The organism is Pseudomonas sp. FeS53a, assembly GCF_000931385.1.
GTDB classification, from domain to species: Bacteria; Pseudomonadota; Gammaproteobacteria; order Pseudomonadales; family Pseudomonadaceae; genus Metapseudomonas; species Metapseudomonas otitidis.
The window spans coordinates 1-13,038 of the sequence record NZ_JYFT01000014.1 but is presented as its reverse complement, the minus strand read 5'-3'; the positions used below and the strand labels follow the sequence as shown (position 1 = coordinate 13,038).

10 protein-coding genes are annotated in these 13,038 nt (G+C 69.4%); 2 read left to right on the top strand and 8 right to left on the bottom strand.

Features of this window, described 5'->3' with window-relative positions; genetic code table 11:
* Positions 1 to 153: 153 nt before the first annotated feature.
* Positions 154 to 2,112 carry a DEAD/DEAH box helicase gene (locus tag SZ55_RS05120; RefSeq protein WP_044402380.1) on the top strand — a complete coding sequence of 653 codons (1,959 nt, stop codon included), beginning with the start codon at positions 154 to 156 and terminating at the stop codon, positions 2,110 to 2,112.
* Positions 2,113 to 2,561: 449 nt separating this feature from the next.
* On the opposite strand, the gene SZ55_RS05115 is transcribed toward SZ55_RS05120, so the two are convergent.
* From SZ55_RS05115 to eat, 7 genes are all read right to left on the bottom strand, one after another.
* The gene (locus SZ55_RS05115; protein WP_044402377.1) at positions 2,562 to 3,029 is read right to left on the bottom strand and encodes a hypothetical protein; all 468 of its coding nucleotides are present in this window, start codon (positions 3,027 to 3,029) and stop codon (positions 2,562 to 2,564) included.
* A gap of 76 nt (positions 3,030 to 3,105) precedes the next feature.
* Positions 3,106 to 3,483, bottom strand: a complete 378-nt coding sequence (locus SZ55_RS05110; protein ID WP_044402374.1) for a response regulator — start codon at positions 3,481 to 3,483, stop codon at positions 3,106 to 3,108.
* A gap of 25 nt (positions 3,484 to 3,508) precedes the next feature.
* Positions 3,509 to 4,942, bottom strand: coding sequence for an ATPase domain-containing protein (locus SZ55_RS05105; protein WP_044402372.1), 1,434 nt, complete (start codon positions 4,940 to 4,942; stop codon positions 3,509 to 3,511).
* A gap of 82 nt (positions 4,943 to 5,024) precedes the next feature.
* Positions 5,025 to 6,233, bottom strand: a complete 1,209-nt coding sequence (locus tag SZ55_RS05100) for a two-component system sensor histidine kinase NtrB (RefSeq protein ID WP_044402369.1) — start codon at positions 6,231 to 6,233, stop codon at positions 5,025 to 5,027.
* A gap of 81 nt (positions 6,234 to 6,314) precedes the next feature.
* Entirely contained in the window at positions 6,315 to 7,133 is an 819-nt protein-coding gene (eutC, locus tag SZ55_RS05095; protein WP_044402366.1) for an ethanolamine ammonia-lyase subunit EutC, read from the bottom strand.
* Positions 7,134 to 7,144: 11 nt separating this feature from the next.
* Complete coding sequence (locus tag SZ55_RS05090; RefSeq protein ID WP_044402363.1) at positions 7,145 to 8,539, bottom strand: ethanolamine ammonia-lyase subunit EutB; 1,395 nt, start codon at positions 8,537 to 8,539, stop codon at positions 7,145 to 7,147.
* A 49-nt stretch (positions 8,540 to 8,588) separates the two neighbouring features.
* Positions 8,589 to 9,956 (bottom strand): ethanolamine permease, encoded by a 1,368-nt coding sequence (gene eat, locus SZ55_RS05085; protein ID WP_044402359.1) that lies wholly within the window; start codon positions 9,954 to 9,956, stop codon positions 8,589 to 8,591.
* Positions 9,957 to 10,310: 354 nt separating this feature from the next.
* On the opposite strand from eat, the gene qhpR reads away from it, so the two are divergent.
* Positions 10,311 to 11,363: an AraC-like transcriptional regulator QhpR gene (gene qhpR, locus SZ55_RS05080; RefSeq protein ID WP_044402356.1), complete on the top strand. Its 1,053-nt coding sequence runs from the start codon at positions 10,311 to 10,313 to the stop codon at positions 11,361 to 11,363.
* Between the two features lie 401 nt (positions 11,364 to 11,764).
* Here qhpR and SZ55_RS05075 read toward each other — a convergent pair.
* A partial coding sequence (locus SZ55_RS05075) for an aldehyde dehydrogenase family protein (RefSeq protein ID WP_044402353.1) occupies positions 11,765 to 13,038 on the bottom strand: 1,274 nt, incomplete at its 5' end.

Here is a 13,038-nt window from a genome sequence, read left to right as displayed (position 1 = left end):
CAAGGGTTGGCGTGTATCCCGTGCCGGTCGAAGCGGCGTCGGCTTGCCGGCTCCGGGCAACGCCTTGCCGGGTTGGCCAGGGGCCAGCAACTGACGCCGGCCCCGGGAGCCCGTATCATCGCCGCCCTGTTTCACTGCCGATGGACCTGCTGGATGCTGTCTGCCGTCAAGCGCTACACCGCGTTGATCTCTGGAACCCTGGTGCGCTGCTTCCCGCGCACCACCGCCTACCTGCGTGCCGAACGCGAGGCCGCCGAAGCCGCCCAGGCCCTGGCCCGTGCCCAGGCGCAGCAGAAGAAGGCGCGCCCGCGCGGGCGCAACAAGAAGGCCAGCGAAGGCAAGGGCCGCCCCACCGCCCGCAAGTCCGCCCCCAAGGAACCTGGCGGGGCCCGCACGGCCGTCGAGGGCCCGAGCGTCTACCGCGCCGCCGCGTTGCCCCGGCGCAAGGGGGCCGAAGAGGCGATGCGCGCGCGGGTGGCCGAAGCCGTCGCGGCGGGTGTGGTGGCGGCGCCGTCCGATGAGCAGTGGGCGATGATCCTCGCCCGTGGGCCGCTGACGCGCATCTTCGCCGGCGCCGGCTCGGGCAAGTCCACCACCCTGTTGCTGCGGGTGGTCTACCTGCTGGCCCACCTGGGCGTCGACCCGGCCAAGCTCACCGTCATCTCCTTCACCAACGCCTCCTGCGCCCAGCTGCGTGAGCAACTGATGCGGGTGCTGGCGTTCTGGCAGGTGCCCTTCGACGCGACCCAGGCGCGCCAGTGCGTGCGCACCTTCCATTCGGCCATGGGGGTGTTGGCCAAGAGCGAAATGGGCGTGAGCGCCTGGTTCGAGCAACTGGACAGCCGCGATGCCGGCGACGAGCCGGACAACCCCCTGGCCGCCGGCCGCCTGAAGCCGGCCCAGCAGCGCCTGCTGCAGGAGGCCTACCACGCCTGCTACGCCGAGGACGTCGGCTTCCGCACGGCGGTCCACGCCCTGCTGGGCCTGGAGCCCGATGCGGTGCTGTCGAAGACCCCGGAAGGCCCCTTGCGCCTGGCCGGCGAGCTGGGGCCGATGGCCCTGCCGGAGGCGTTCCACGTGCAGGCCGGGTTCATCGAGAGCCTGGGGCTGCGGGTGGATGCATTGCAGCCGGACGCCCTGGCCTGCCCCCAGCGGGACCAGCAGTTCATCCGCGCGCTGCAACCCTTCTGGGCGCGCTTCCAGGCGCTGTTGCGCCAGCGCGGGCTGGCCACCTTCAACATGGCGTTCTGCGAACTCACCGAGCGGCTGGAAAAGGGCGGGCTGAAGCTGCCCGCGCTGGTGCCGCTGACCCACCTGCTGATCGACGAATTCCAGGACATCTCCCCGCAGATCGTCCGCTGGCTGCGGGCCGCCCACGAGCGCCTGGCGCAGGCCGGGGAAACCCCGAGCCTGATGGCCATCGGTGACGACTGGCAGTCCATCTACGGCTGGCGCGGCAGCTCGCCGGAGCTGTTCATGGACTTCGACCGCCACTTCGCCAAGGGCCGCGGCAAGAAGAGCGCGGTGCTGCGCCTGGAGACCAACTACCGCTCCATCGACGCCGTGGTGCGCGACGGCGAGGCGGTGCTGGGTGGCGTGGCCTTCAAGCAGGACAAGACCTGCCGCGCTGTGCGCGAGGCCCGGCCGGGCGACCATGGCGTGCGGCTGGTGCAGGGCTTCGAACTGCCCGGCGGCCTGCCGGCGCTGGTGGCCGAGCTGCAGGCCCAGTGCGCCCATGTGGCGGGCCTGGAGCGTGCCGAGCGCACGCCGGTGCTGCTGCTCGGCCGGCGCAACGACACCCTGCGCACGGTGCAGACGGCGCTGGAACCGGGGTTGCCGGTGAAGGCCCTGACCATCCACCGGGCCAAGGGCTTGCAGGCGGAGGTGGCGGTGATCGTCGACGACTGCCAGCCGCCGGAATCCCACCCCCTGCGCAACGCGCTGTACGCCCACAGCGGCTACTTCCGCAACAGCTACGACCAGGCCATGCGCGACGAGAACCTGCGCCTGGCCTACGTCGCCATCACCCGGGGCGTGAGCCGGGTGATCTGGTACTGCCGCCGCCCCCAGGGCGCCACCGCCGTGCTGGCCGCCCGCGCGCCGGATCTCTGAGTGCGTGAGCCTGATGGTGGATCTGCTGGTGGGCTGAAGCCCACCCTAAGGTTCAGGCCGTAGCCTGGGTTTCATCCCTTCCATGAATCGATGCGGTTCGCCGAGCTCACCGCATCCTACGGGCCCGCCGTCCGTAGGATGGGCTGAGCTGTGCGAAGCCCATCGCTGGCCCAGGGATGCGCCGTGGTCCCGGGCTGAAGCCCGGGCTACGTTCAGGAGCGGGGCACGGGGGATGGGAGCTGCGTGGGGTGGTGCCGGCGGCTCCGATGGTGGGCTGAAGCCCACCCTACGGTTCAGGCCGTAGTTTGGGCTTCATCCCCGCCATGGATCGATGCGGTTCGCTGAGCTCACCGCATCCTACGGGCCAGCTCCGTTCGTAGGATGGGCTGAGCTGTGCGAAGCCCATCGTTGGTCCAGGGAGGCGCCGGGCGTTCCCGGAGGCGGCGGGGTCAGAACAGCGCGTCTTCGTCGCGGATCAGTACGCAGTGGTGGCCGTGGTCGTCTTCGAAGGCTTCGTAGAGGAAGTACATCTCCACCAGGCCGTCCGGGCGGGTGAGGGCGACCTGGTCGCCGGGTTCGGGGGTGAAGTGCTGGCGGCTGGAAGCGGGGGCCAGGCATTCGATGCGGGCCTGGACGAACAGGGCCGGGTCGCTGCCGTCGAAGTAGGCCTCGCGGTCGGCTTCGCTCCAGTCGGCGGGGATGACGAAGGGGCCTTCGATCAGCACGCGGGCGTCGCCCAGGTCTTCTTCCTCGGCGTCTTCGTCCTCCTCGTCGGCACGGTAGAGGGTGGCGTCCAGCGCGGCGGCATCGTCGAGCACGGCCTGGCGGGCGGCGAAGCGGGCCTGCGGGTCGAGGGCGGCGGCCTGGCAGCGGGCGAGCCAGGACGGGTCGCTGGCGAGTTCGGGGGATGTGGACACGGCGGGTCTCCGCTGGAAACTGGGAAAGCGCGCAGTTTCCGGGAGGCGGGCGACGCTGGCAATCGCGGCGTGGCGGTCAGCCGTGGCTGGGCTCGCCCGGGCCGATCAGCTCGGCCACCTTGGCCAGCACGGCGTGGATGTCGAAGGGCTTGTCGAACACGGCGGCGAACAGGTCGCCATGCTGGCGGCCGATGTTGCCCTGGGCGCCGCTCATGAGGATGACCGGCAGCTCGGCGTACTGGGGGCGCTCGCGGATGGCGCGGGCGAATTCCAGGCCGTCCATCACCGGCATCATGAAGTCGGTGATCACCAGGGACGGGCGCTCGCGGTCGAGCACGTCCAGGCCTTTGCGGCCGTTGCCGGCCTTGACCACCATGTAGCCCTCGTCCTCCAGTGCGTAGGCGAGGATGTCGGCAATCAGATACTCGTCGTCGACTACCAGGATCGTTGTCATCAGCGGTTGGCCGGTTGTGCGCCCATCAGACGCGTGTCGCGTTGCCGGAGAGTACGGAGGTCACCTGGCGGAAGTTCTTGTCCAGACGCAGTCCGCTCGAGGTGAATTGCAGCTCCAGCAGGGCGGGGTCATACCCGCTGTCCCTCATCTTCAGAATGGCCAGTGAGCGCTTGAGTTCAGCATTCACTTCCACGAACCGCATCAACAGAAGGTTGTCCACGATGCTCGACAGCTCGGGTGCCGGGGCGTTGATGTCGGCGCTGTAGAGGTCGCGCATCTCCCAGGTGGCGACGATGGTCACGCCCATCGCCCGCAGCTGGCCCAGCAGGGCGCCGAAGAATTCCACCAGTCGCGCCTGGCTGCTGGCCACCCGGGCCATGCCGCCGAAGCTGTCGATGAACAGGCGCTTGATGCCCTGGCGCTGCGCCTCGGCGATCAGGTGGCCGCCCAGGGCGTCGAGCAGGCCTTCGGTGGGCGGTTGCCAGGCCAGGTGCAGGACGCCGGCCTTCTCCAGCGCCTCCAGGTCGAAGCCCAGGGCGCGGGCCTTGAGGCGCAGGCGCGCGGGAGATTCGTAGAAGCCGAAATGCAGGGCCGGCTCGTCGGCACTGGCCTGGCCGAGGAAGCCCAGGCCGAGGCAGGTCTTGCCGACGCCGGCGGGCCCCATGGCCAGGGTCACAGAGCCGACGGGCAGGCCGCCTTCGATCAGTGCGTCCAGATCCGGCGTGCCGCTGGCGATGCGCCGGGGCGTGGCGTCCTCGGGCAGGGTCGGGCGGCTGTAGAGGGATTCCAGCCGCGGGTAGACCACCAGGCCGTTCTCGGTGATCTCGCACTCGTGCAGGCCGGACAGGGAGCCGCTGCCACGGGTCTTGCGCAGGTGGATGCGACGCACCGAGCGGTTGCCCACCAGCTCCTCGCCCAGTTCGATGACGCCGTCGACCATGGTGTGCTCGGGGCTGCCGTCGTCGAGGCGGGCGCTGGTGAGGAAGAGCACGGTGCAGCCGGCGAAGGCGGCGTGGCCCTGCAGCTCGGAGATGAATTTCTTGGTGTCCATCGGCGTGTCCGCCTTGGAGCGGGCATTGAGCACGCCGTCGACTATCATCACCGTGGCCTTCTGCCGGCTGATCTCGCGGCGCAGCAGGCGCACCACTTCGTCGAGGCCTTCGTTCTCCAGGGTGTCGAAGGCGCTGACGAACTGGATCTCGTCACCGACCTTGGAGGCGTCGAAGAAGCTCAGGGTGGAGAGGAACTGGAACAGGCGCTCGTGGGTTTCCGCCAGGAGGGTGGCCACCAGCACACGGCCGCCATTGCGCACGTGGTTGAAGCCGATCTGGTTGGCGAGGATGGTCTTGCCCGAGCCGGGACGGCCCTGGACGATGTAGGACGCACCGGCCACCAGGCCTCCCTTCAAAAGGGCGTCCAGTCCCTCGATCCCACTGTGGAGGCGTTCTAGCTGTTCCAAGTTCTGGCCTGCTTCTGTGCTGTTTTTCGCTCGATGGTGAGCCGCTTCGGCTCGCATGCCCCGCGTCCGGGGCGGTGGGATTCTACGCGCCGGGGCGCCTGCCAGCGATAGAGTCGTCCGCATCGTGCAAGTTCCGCCCATTTGCAGCGGCGCCGGGCTGCCAGGCCGGCAGGTAGAGGGCGAGGGTGGCGCCCTGGCCCGGCAGGCTCTCCACGCGCAGGCCGCCGCCTTGCTGGCGGGCGAAGCCCCAGGCCTGGCTGAGGCCCAGGCCGGTGCCTTCGCCGAGGGGCTTGGTGGTGAAGAAGGGCTCGAAGATGCGCGGCAGGAGGGCCTCGGGAATGCCGCTGCCCTCGTCGCTGACGCTGATGCGCACGAAGCTGCCCACGAGGTCGTCCCAGCTGCCATCCAGGTAGCGGTTCTCGGCCCGCAGGACGATGGTGCCCTCGCCCGGGGGCATGGCGTCGCGGGCGTTGAACACCAGGTTGAGCAGGCTCATTTCCAGTTGGCCGAAATCCACCTCCACCGGGTGCAGGGGGGGGCGCACCTGCAGTTCCAGGGTCAGGTGGCGGGGCAGGGCCTGGATGAAGAACATCTGCGCGGTGTGCAGCAGCCCTTCGAGCTGCAGCACCTGCACCTGCTGTTCGCGGCGCCCGGCGAAGGCCTGCAGGTGCTGGGTCAGGTGGCGGCCGCGCAGGCCGGCCTCGTGGATGTGGCCGAGCAGTTCCTTGCGGCGGGTCTCGTCGGTGCTGCGCCCGGCCAGGGCGGAGGCGCTGAGGATGATGGTGAGCAGTTCGTTGAAGTCCTGCGCCAGGCCGCCGCTGAGCTGGCCGAGGGCTTCCAGCTTCTGGGCGTGGAACAGCTGCATGCGCTGTTCGTCCTGCAGCAGGTCGCGGGCGTGGCGCTCGCTGAGGTCGCGGACCTGCAGCGCCAGGCCGAGGGGGGCGCCGTGCGCGGTGGGGATGAGGTCGAGCACCCGCTCGGCCCAGATCGGCGAGCCGTCGTGGCGGCGCATCCAGCCTTCCTCGCGGGCGTGGCCGTCGACCCGGGCGGCCTCGAGCCAGCGAGCCGGCACGCCGGCCTCGCGGTCCTCGTCGGTGAACAGGTCCGCCAGGGGGCGGCCCAGCGCGTCGCCGGGGGGGTGGCCGAGCACCTGCTGGGCGCCACGGTTCCAGCTGCGCAGCACGCCGTCGGGGGTCAGCAGGCAGAGGGCGCAGTCGGTGACGGCGTCCACCAGGCGTGCGTAGTCGGGGTCAGCGTGATCGCCGGCGTTGGGCGATGGGGAAGGCTCCATGGGCACCAGGCTCGTGTAAGGGCGGTGCAGTGTCAGACCGCCGCCACGGGCCGGTGTTCCGGCCCGGGCACCGGGCCGGTGTCAGTCGCCGCCCAGCAGGAAGTTGCCGCGCGGGCCGCCTTCGGGGCCGTCCAGCACCGGCACGTCGGAGTCGTCCTTGAGGTTCACCCCGGAGAGCTGACGGCGGCAGGCCTCGCGCATCAGGTGCAGCAGGCGGTGGGCGGCCAGCCCGTAGGAGAGGCCTTCCAGGCGCACGTTGGAGATGCAGTTGCGGCTGGCGTCGGTGAGGCCGACACGGGGCGCCCAGGTGAAGTACAGGCCGAGGCTGTCCGGCGAGCTGAGGCCGGGCCGTTCGCCGATGAGGATCACCACCATGCGCGCCTTGAGCAGCTCGCCCACTTCGTCGGCCACAGCGACGCGGCCCTGTTCCACCAGGGTGATGGGGGCGAGGTGCCAGTTCTCGCTGGCGGCCTGGTCGAGGAAGCGCCGCAGGAAGGGCAGGGTGTGGCGCTGCACGGCGAGGGCGGAGAGGCCGTCGGCCACCACCACGGCCAGGTCGTAGCCCTCGGGATGATTCGCAGCGTGTTCGCGCAGGCGCTCGGCGGAGGCGGCGTCCAGGCGCCGGCCAAGGTCGGGGCGTTGCAGGTAGGTGTGGCGGTCGGCGGCGGCGCTGTGCAGGCGCAGGCTGGCGTGGCCGAGGCCTTCCAGCTCGGCGGCCAGGGCCGGCGTGTCCAGCGGCAGGTGCACGGCGTCGCGGGCCTGCGCGTGGGCGAACTGGAAGTCCAGCTGGGCCTGGGTGGGCAGGCTGGTGCCGGCGCGCCCGAGGGCGATGCGCGCCGGGGTGAGGGCGCGCAGGGCCTGCCAGGGGTTGGCGGTGGCGGGGCGTTTCGGGTCGGTCATCGGGCCTCTCCTCAGGCGATTTTCCCCAGGGCGTGGCGGAAGGCCGGCGGCAGCTGCTCGCCGAGGCGCACGCGGCCGTCCTGCTGGCTGGCGATGCCCATGCGTTCCAGCCAGGCCTCGAACTCGGGCGCGGGCTTGAGGCCCAGGCTCTGGCGGGCGTAGAGGGCGTCGTGGAAGGAGGTGGTCTGGTAGTTGAGCATCACGTCGTCGGAGCCGGGGATGCCCATGATGAAGTTGATGCCGGCGACCCCGAGCAGGGTCAGCAGCATGTCCATGTCGTCCTGGTCGGCTTCTGCGTGGTTGGTGTAGCAGATGTCGCAGCCCATGGGCACGCCGAGCAGCTTGCCGCAGAAGTGGTCCTCCAGGCCTGCGCGGATGATCTGCTTGCCGTTGTAGAGGTATTCCGGGCCGATGAAGCCGACCACGGTGTTGACCAGGAACGGGTCGAAGTGGCGGGCCACGGCGTAGGCGCGGGTCTCGCAGGTCTGCTGGTCGACGCCGTGGTGGGCGTTGGCCGAGAGGGCGCTGCCCTGGCCGGTCTCGAAGTACATGAGGTTGTTGCCGAGGGTGCCGCGCTTCTGCGACAGCCCGGCTTCGTAGCCCTCGCGGAGGATCTCCAGGCTGATGCCGAAGCTGCTGTTGGCCGCTTCGGTGCCGGCGATGGACTGGAACACCAGGTCCAGCGGCACGCCCTTTTCGATGGCCTGGATGGAGGTGGTGACGTGGGTCAGCACGCAGGCCTGGGTGGGGATCTCGTAGCGCTGGATGATGGCGTCGAGCATCTCCAGCAGGGCGCTGATGGAGGCAATGCTGTCGGTGGCCGGGTTGATGCCGATCATGGCGTCGCCGTTGCCGTAGAGCAGGCCGTCGAGGATGCTCGCGGCGATGCCGGCGGGGTCGTCGGTGGGGTGGTTCGGTTGCAGGCGGGTGGAGAGCCGGCCGCGCAGGCCCATGGTGTTGCGGAAGCGGGTGACCACACGGATCTTCTGCGCCACCAGCACCAGGTCCTGCACGCGCATGATCTTCGACACGGCGGCGGCCATCTCCGGGGTCAGCCCCCGCGCCAGGTTGCGCAGGGCCGCCTCGTCGGCGGACTCGCCCAGCAGCCAGTCGCGGAAGTCGCCCACGGTGAGGTGGCTCACCGGGGCGAAGGCGGCCCGGTCGTGGGTGTCGAGGATCAGCCGGGTGACCTCGTCCTGCTCGTAGGGGATCAGCGCCTCGTCGAGGAAGCGCTTGAGCGGCACCTCGGCCAGGGTCATCTGCGCCGCCACGCGCTCCGCGTCGCTGCTGGCGGCGACGCCCGCCAGGCAGTCGCCGGAGCGGGCAGGGCTGGCCTTGGCCATCACCTCGCGAAGGCTGTCGAAGCGCCAGGTCTGGCCGCCGACACTGTGGGAGTAGCTTGCCATCTCGATCTCCATCCGGACCCCGCCCGGTTGGCTGGGCGGGGCATTGTCGTCACACGCGGCTGAGCAGGGTGTCTTCCGGTGCACTGGCGCGGTGGTGCGCGGTGAACTGGAACCAGACGAAGCCTGCGGCCATGAACCCCAGGAAGATTAGCCCGATGGTGGTGTTGAACCAGGCCATGGCGACCAGGCAGACCACGGCCAGCACCAGGGCGATGGCGGGGACGACCGGGTAGCCGGGGGCGCGGAAGGTGCGCTCCAGGTTCGGTTCGCTGCGGCGCAGCTTGAACAGGCTGAGCATGCTGATGATGTACATGACGATGGCGCCGAACACGCTCATGGTGATCATCGCGGCGGTCAGGGTCATGCCCTGCAGGTTCACCAGGCCGTCGCTGTAGATCGCGGCGATGCCCACCACGCCGCCGGCGATGATGGCGCGGTGCGGGGTCTGGAAGCGCGACAGCTTGGCCAGGCCACGGGGCAGGTAGCCGGCGCGGGCCAGGGCGAAGAACTGGCGGGAGTAGCCGAGGATGATGCCGTGGAAGCTGGCCACCAGGCCGAACAGGCCGATCCACACCAGCATGTGCATCCAGGTGGAGTTGTTGCCGACCACGGCCTTCATGGCCTGGGGCAGCGGGTCGTTGATGTTGGACAGCTCGCGCCAGTCACCCACGCCGCCGGCCATGATCATCACGCCGATGGCGAGGAACACCAGGGTCAGGATGCCGGCGATGTAGGCGCGCGGGATGGTGCGTTTGGGGTCCTTGGCTTCCTCGGCGGCCATGGCGGCGCCCTCGATGGCGAGGAAGAACCAGATGGCGAAGGGGATGGCGGCGAAGATGCCGGAGAAGGCACCGAGGCTGAACTCATTGCTGCCGGCCCAGCCGTTGAGCACGAAGTTGGAGAAGCTGAAGCCCGGCGCGACCACGCCCATGAACACCAGCAGCTCGGCCACGGCCAGCACGGTGACCACCAGCTCGAAGGTGGCGGCGATGCTGACACCGAGGATGTTCAGGGTCATGAACACGAAGTAGGCCCCCACGGCGGCGTGCTTCGGGTCCAGGTCGGGGAACTGCACGTTGAGGTAGGCGCCGATGGCCATGGCGATCGCCGGCGGGGCGAAGACGAATTCGATGAGTGTGGCGATGCCGGCGATCAGCCCGCCTTTCTCGCCGAAGGCCCGGCGGCTGTAGGCGAAGGGGCCGCCCGCGTGGGGGATGGCGGTGGTCAGTTCGGTGAAGCTGAAGATGAAGCAGGTGTACATGGTGGCGACCATCAGCGCCGTCACCAGGAAGCCCAGGGTACCGGCGGTGCCCCAGCCATAGCTCCAGCCGAAGTACTCGCCGGAAATCACCAGGCCCACGGCGATACCCCAGAGGTGCAGGGTGCCGAGCGTGGGTTTGAGTTGTGTCGTGCTCATCGGGACTCCTCAGCCCTCGCGGGCTTTGTTGTTGTTGGAAACCGCCTGTCCTCGGCGACGCTCGGCGCGCAAACACCCGCACAGTCCATTGGGGGATGGGGCGATGGTAGCCACCGACCGGCCCCAGGACTTGACCGTGGGAAGCGCGGTGGCGCCTCTGCGGTCAAGTCGCTGGGGTGTTACCCATCGCCCCATGAAAAGCGTGCTCCGGCCCGGTGCGCGCGGCCTCCAGCCTGCACAGGGAGGGTGCGAAGCCCTGGCCACGGTGCCTCCGGCAAGCCCCCTTCGGCGGCCGTGGACGAGGCATGGCTTTTGCTTGAACGGGTGATCAATTAAAGAACCCGGTACCCCGTGATGAGCCAGCCCCTGCTTTCATCCGCCAGCCTGCAGATGCCCCCCGCGAGCAACGTCGGCGTGCTGTCGGCGGCGGCCAGTGGCCTCGACCAGTTCATCACCCGCCAGGGCGGCGACCTGGACCTGGTGTTCGGCCGGGCCGGGATCGACCCCGAGCAACTGCGCCACCCGACCCTGAGCCTGGCGCTGCCCAACTACTGCGACGTGCTGGAGGAGGCCGCCCGGCAGTCGGGCTGCGACAACTTCGGGCTGCGCTACGGGCAGCAGTTCCAGCCCCGGGACCTGGGCTTGCTGGGGTATGTCGGGCTGTTCTCGGACACCCTGGAGGAGGCGCTGAAGAACTTCGCCGGTGCCTTCCCCTATCACCAGCACAGCACGCTGATCCGTCTGGTGGACTGCGGCGAGTGCTACCGCTTCGACTACCAGGTGCGTCACGGCGCCATCCTCGACCGCCGGCAGGATGCCGAGCTGACCCTGGGCATGGCGCTGAACCTGCTGCGCCACGTGCTGGGCCCGCAGTGGGCGCCGCGTGCGGTGGCCTTCGAGCATGAGCGGCCGGAGGAGTGGCACGAGCATGGCGACGCCTTCGGCGCGCCGGTGCAGTTCGGCCGGCCGTGCAACTTCATGCTGGTGCCCAAGGGGGACGTGCAGGGCAAGCCGATGCCGGAGCGCGACCCGAACCTGCTGTTCCTCTTCCAGGACGTGATCCACCGCCTGGGCGCCGGCGCCAATGCCCCCAGCCTGCTGGAGGAACTGGGCACCCAGGTGCGCCTGGCCCTGTCCGAAGGCGAACCCTGCCTCGAACGCATCGCCGAACGCCTGGAAATGACCCCCGCCGGCCTGCAGCGCCGCCTGCGGGAGCAGGGGCTGTGCTTCAGCCAGGTGGTGGAGCGCACCCGCCGCGAACTGGCGCTGCACTACCTGCGCCGCCGCCAACGCCCCATCTCCGAACTCGCCCCGCTGCTGGGCTACTCCGAGACCAGCGCCTTCTCCCGCGCCTTCCGCCGCTGGTTCGGCGTCAGCCCCCGGCAGTGGCGGGGGGAAGAGCGCTAGATCCTCGCGTACCACGCCGCTCTGTAGCGTGGGCCGGGCGGCGTTCCGCTTCAGCCCACCAGCGGTAACCAGCGTGGGCTGAAGCCCACCCTACGAGGAGCGCGCCAACCCACGGGCAGCCCCCGTGGGAGCGAACTCATTCGCGAGGCTCTTCGCGGTTGAAACCGCTCCCACGGCACGGCTCCGGCGGTGGATCGATGAAACGCGATCCACGCACGGTCGCATCCGTAGGATGCGGTGAGCTCGGCGAACCGCATCGCTCCGTGCCCTGCCCCCGCAATGATGGGCTTCGCACAGCTCTGCCCATCCTACGTTTGTCGCCGCGACCCGGTTCGTGTGGGGGGGTTGGCTGAAACGAAAAAAACGCGGCCGAGGCCGCGTTTTTCGTGGGGCGGGTGGGCTCAGAAGAAGCCCAGGGGGTTGATGTCGTAGCTSACCAGSAGGTTCTTGGTCTGCTGGTAGTGGTCGAGCATCATCTTGTGGGTTTCGCGGCCGACGCCGGAYTTCTTGTAGCCACCGAAGGCGGCGTGGGCCGGGTACAGGTGGTAGCAGTTGGTCCAGACGCGGCCGGCCTTGATGCCRCGGCCCATGCGCCAGGCGCGGTTGATGTCGCGGGTCCAGAGGCCGGCGCCGAGGCCGAACTCRGTGTCGTTGGCGATGGCGAGGGCTTCGGCTTCRTCCTTGAAGGTGGTGACGCCGACCACCGGGCCGAAGATCTCTTCCTGGAAGACRCGCATCTTGTTGTGGCCTTTGAGCAGGGTCGGCTGGATGTAGTAGCCGGTGGCGAGGCTGCCTTCGAGCTTCTCGGCGGCGCCGCCGGTKAGCACTTCGGCGCCTTCCTGCTGGGCGATGTCGAGGTAGCTGAGGATCTTCTCGTACTGCTGCTGGGAGGCCTGGGCGCCGACCATGGTGTCGGTGTCCAGGGGGTCGCCGCGCTTGATGGCTTTCACCTTCTTCATCACTTCGGCCATGAAGGCGGGGTAGATGGATTCCTGCACCAGGGCGCGGGAGGGGCAGGTGCAGACTTCGCCCTGGTTGAAGAAGGCGAGGACCAGGCCTTCGGCGGCCTTTTCGATGAAGGCCGGTTCGGCCTGCATGATGTCTTCGAAGTAGATGTTGGGGCTCTTGCCRCCCAGTTCGACGGTGCTGGGGATGATGTTCTCGGCGGCGCACTTGAGGATGTGYGAGCCGACGGGGGTGGARCCGGTGAAGGCGATCTTGGCGATGCGCTTGCTGGTGGCGAGCGCTTCGCCGGCTTCCTTGCCGAAGCCCTGGACGACGTTGAGTACGCCGGGCGGCAGCAGGTCGCCGATCAGTTCCATGAGCACGGTRATGCCCAGCGGGGTCTGTTCGGCGGGCTTGAGGACGATGCAGTTGCCGGCGGCGAGGGCCGGGGCGAGCTTCCAGGCGGCCATGAGCAGCGGGAAGTTCCAGGGGATGATCTGGCCGACCACGCCGAGGGGTTCGTGGATGTGGTAGGCGACGGTGCCGTCGTTGATTTCGGCGGCGCCGCCTTCCTGGGCGCGGATGCAGCCGGCGAAGTAGCGGAAGTGGTCGGCGGCGAGCGGGATGTCGGCGTTGAGGGTTTCGCGCACGGCCTTGCCGTTGTCCCAGGTTTCGGTGACGGCGAGGACTTCGAGGTTCTGTTCGATGCGGTCGGCGATCTTCAGCAGGA

Bases quoted from the DNA above. Each gene is read 5' to 3' on its own strand.
- SZ55_RS05120 (WP_044402380.1), top strand. From the start codon at position 154: ATGCTGTCTGCCGTCAAGCGCTACACCGCGTTGATCTCTGGAACCCTG.
- SZ55_RS05110 (WP_044402374.1), bottom strand. From the start codon at position 3,483: ATGACAACGATCCTGGTAGTCGACGACGAGTATCTGATTGCCGACATC.
- SZ55_RS05100 (WP_044402369.1), bottom strand. From the start codon at position 6,233: ATGGAGCCTTCCCCATCGCCCAACGCCGGCGATCACGCTGACCCCGAC.
- eutC (WP_044402366.1), bottom strand. From the start codon at position 7,133: ATGACCGACCCGAAACGCCCCGCCACCGCCAACCCCTGGCAGGCCCTG.
- SZ55_RS05090 (WP_044402363.1), bottom strand. From the start codon at position 8,539: ATGGCAAGCTACTCCCACAGTGTCGGCGGCCAGACCTGGCGCTTCGAC.
- eat (WP_044402359.1), bottom strand. From the start codon at position 9,956: ATGAGCACGACACAACTCAAACCCACGCTCGGCACCCTGCACCTCTGG.
- qhpR (WP_044402356.1), top strand. From the start codon at position 10,311: ATGAGCCAGCCCCTGCTTTCATCCGCCAGCCTGCAGATGCCCCCCGCG.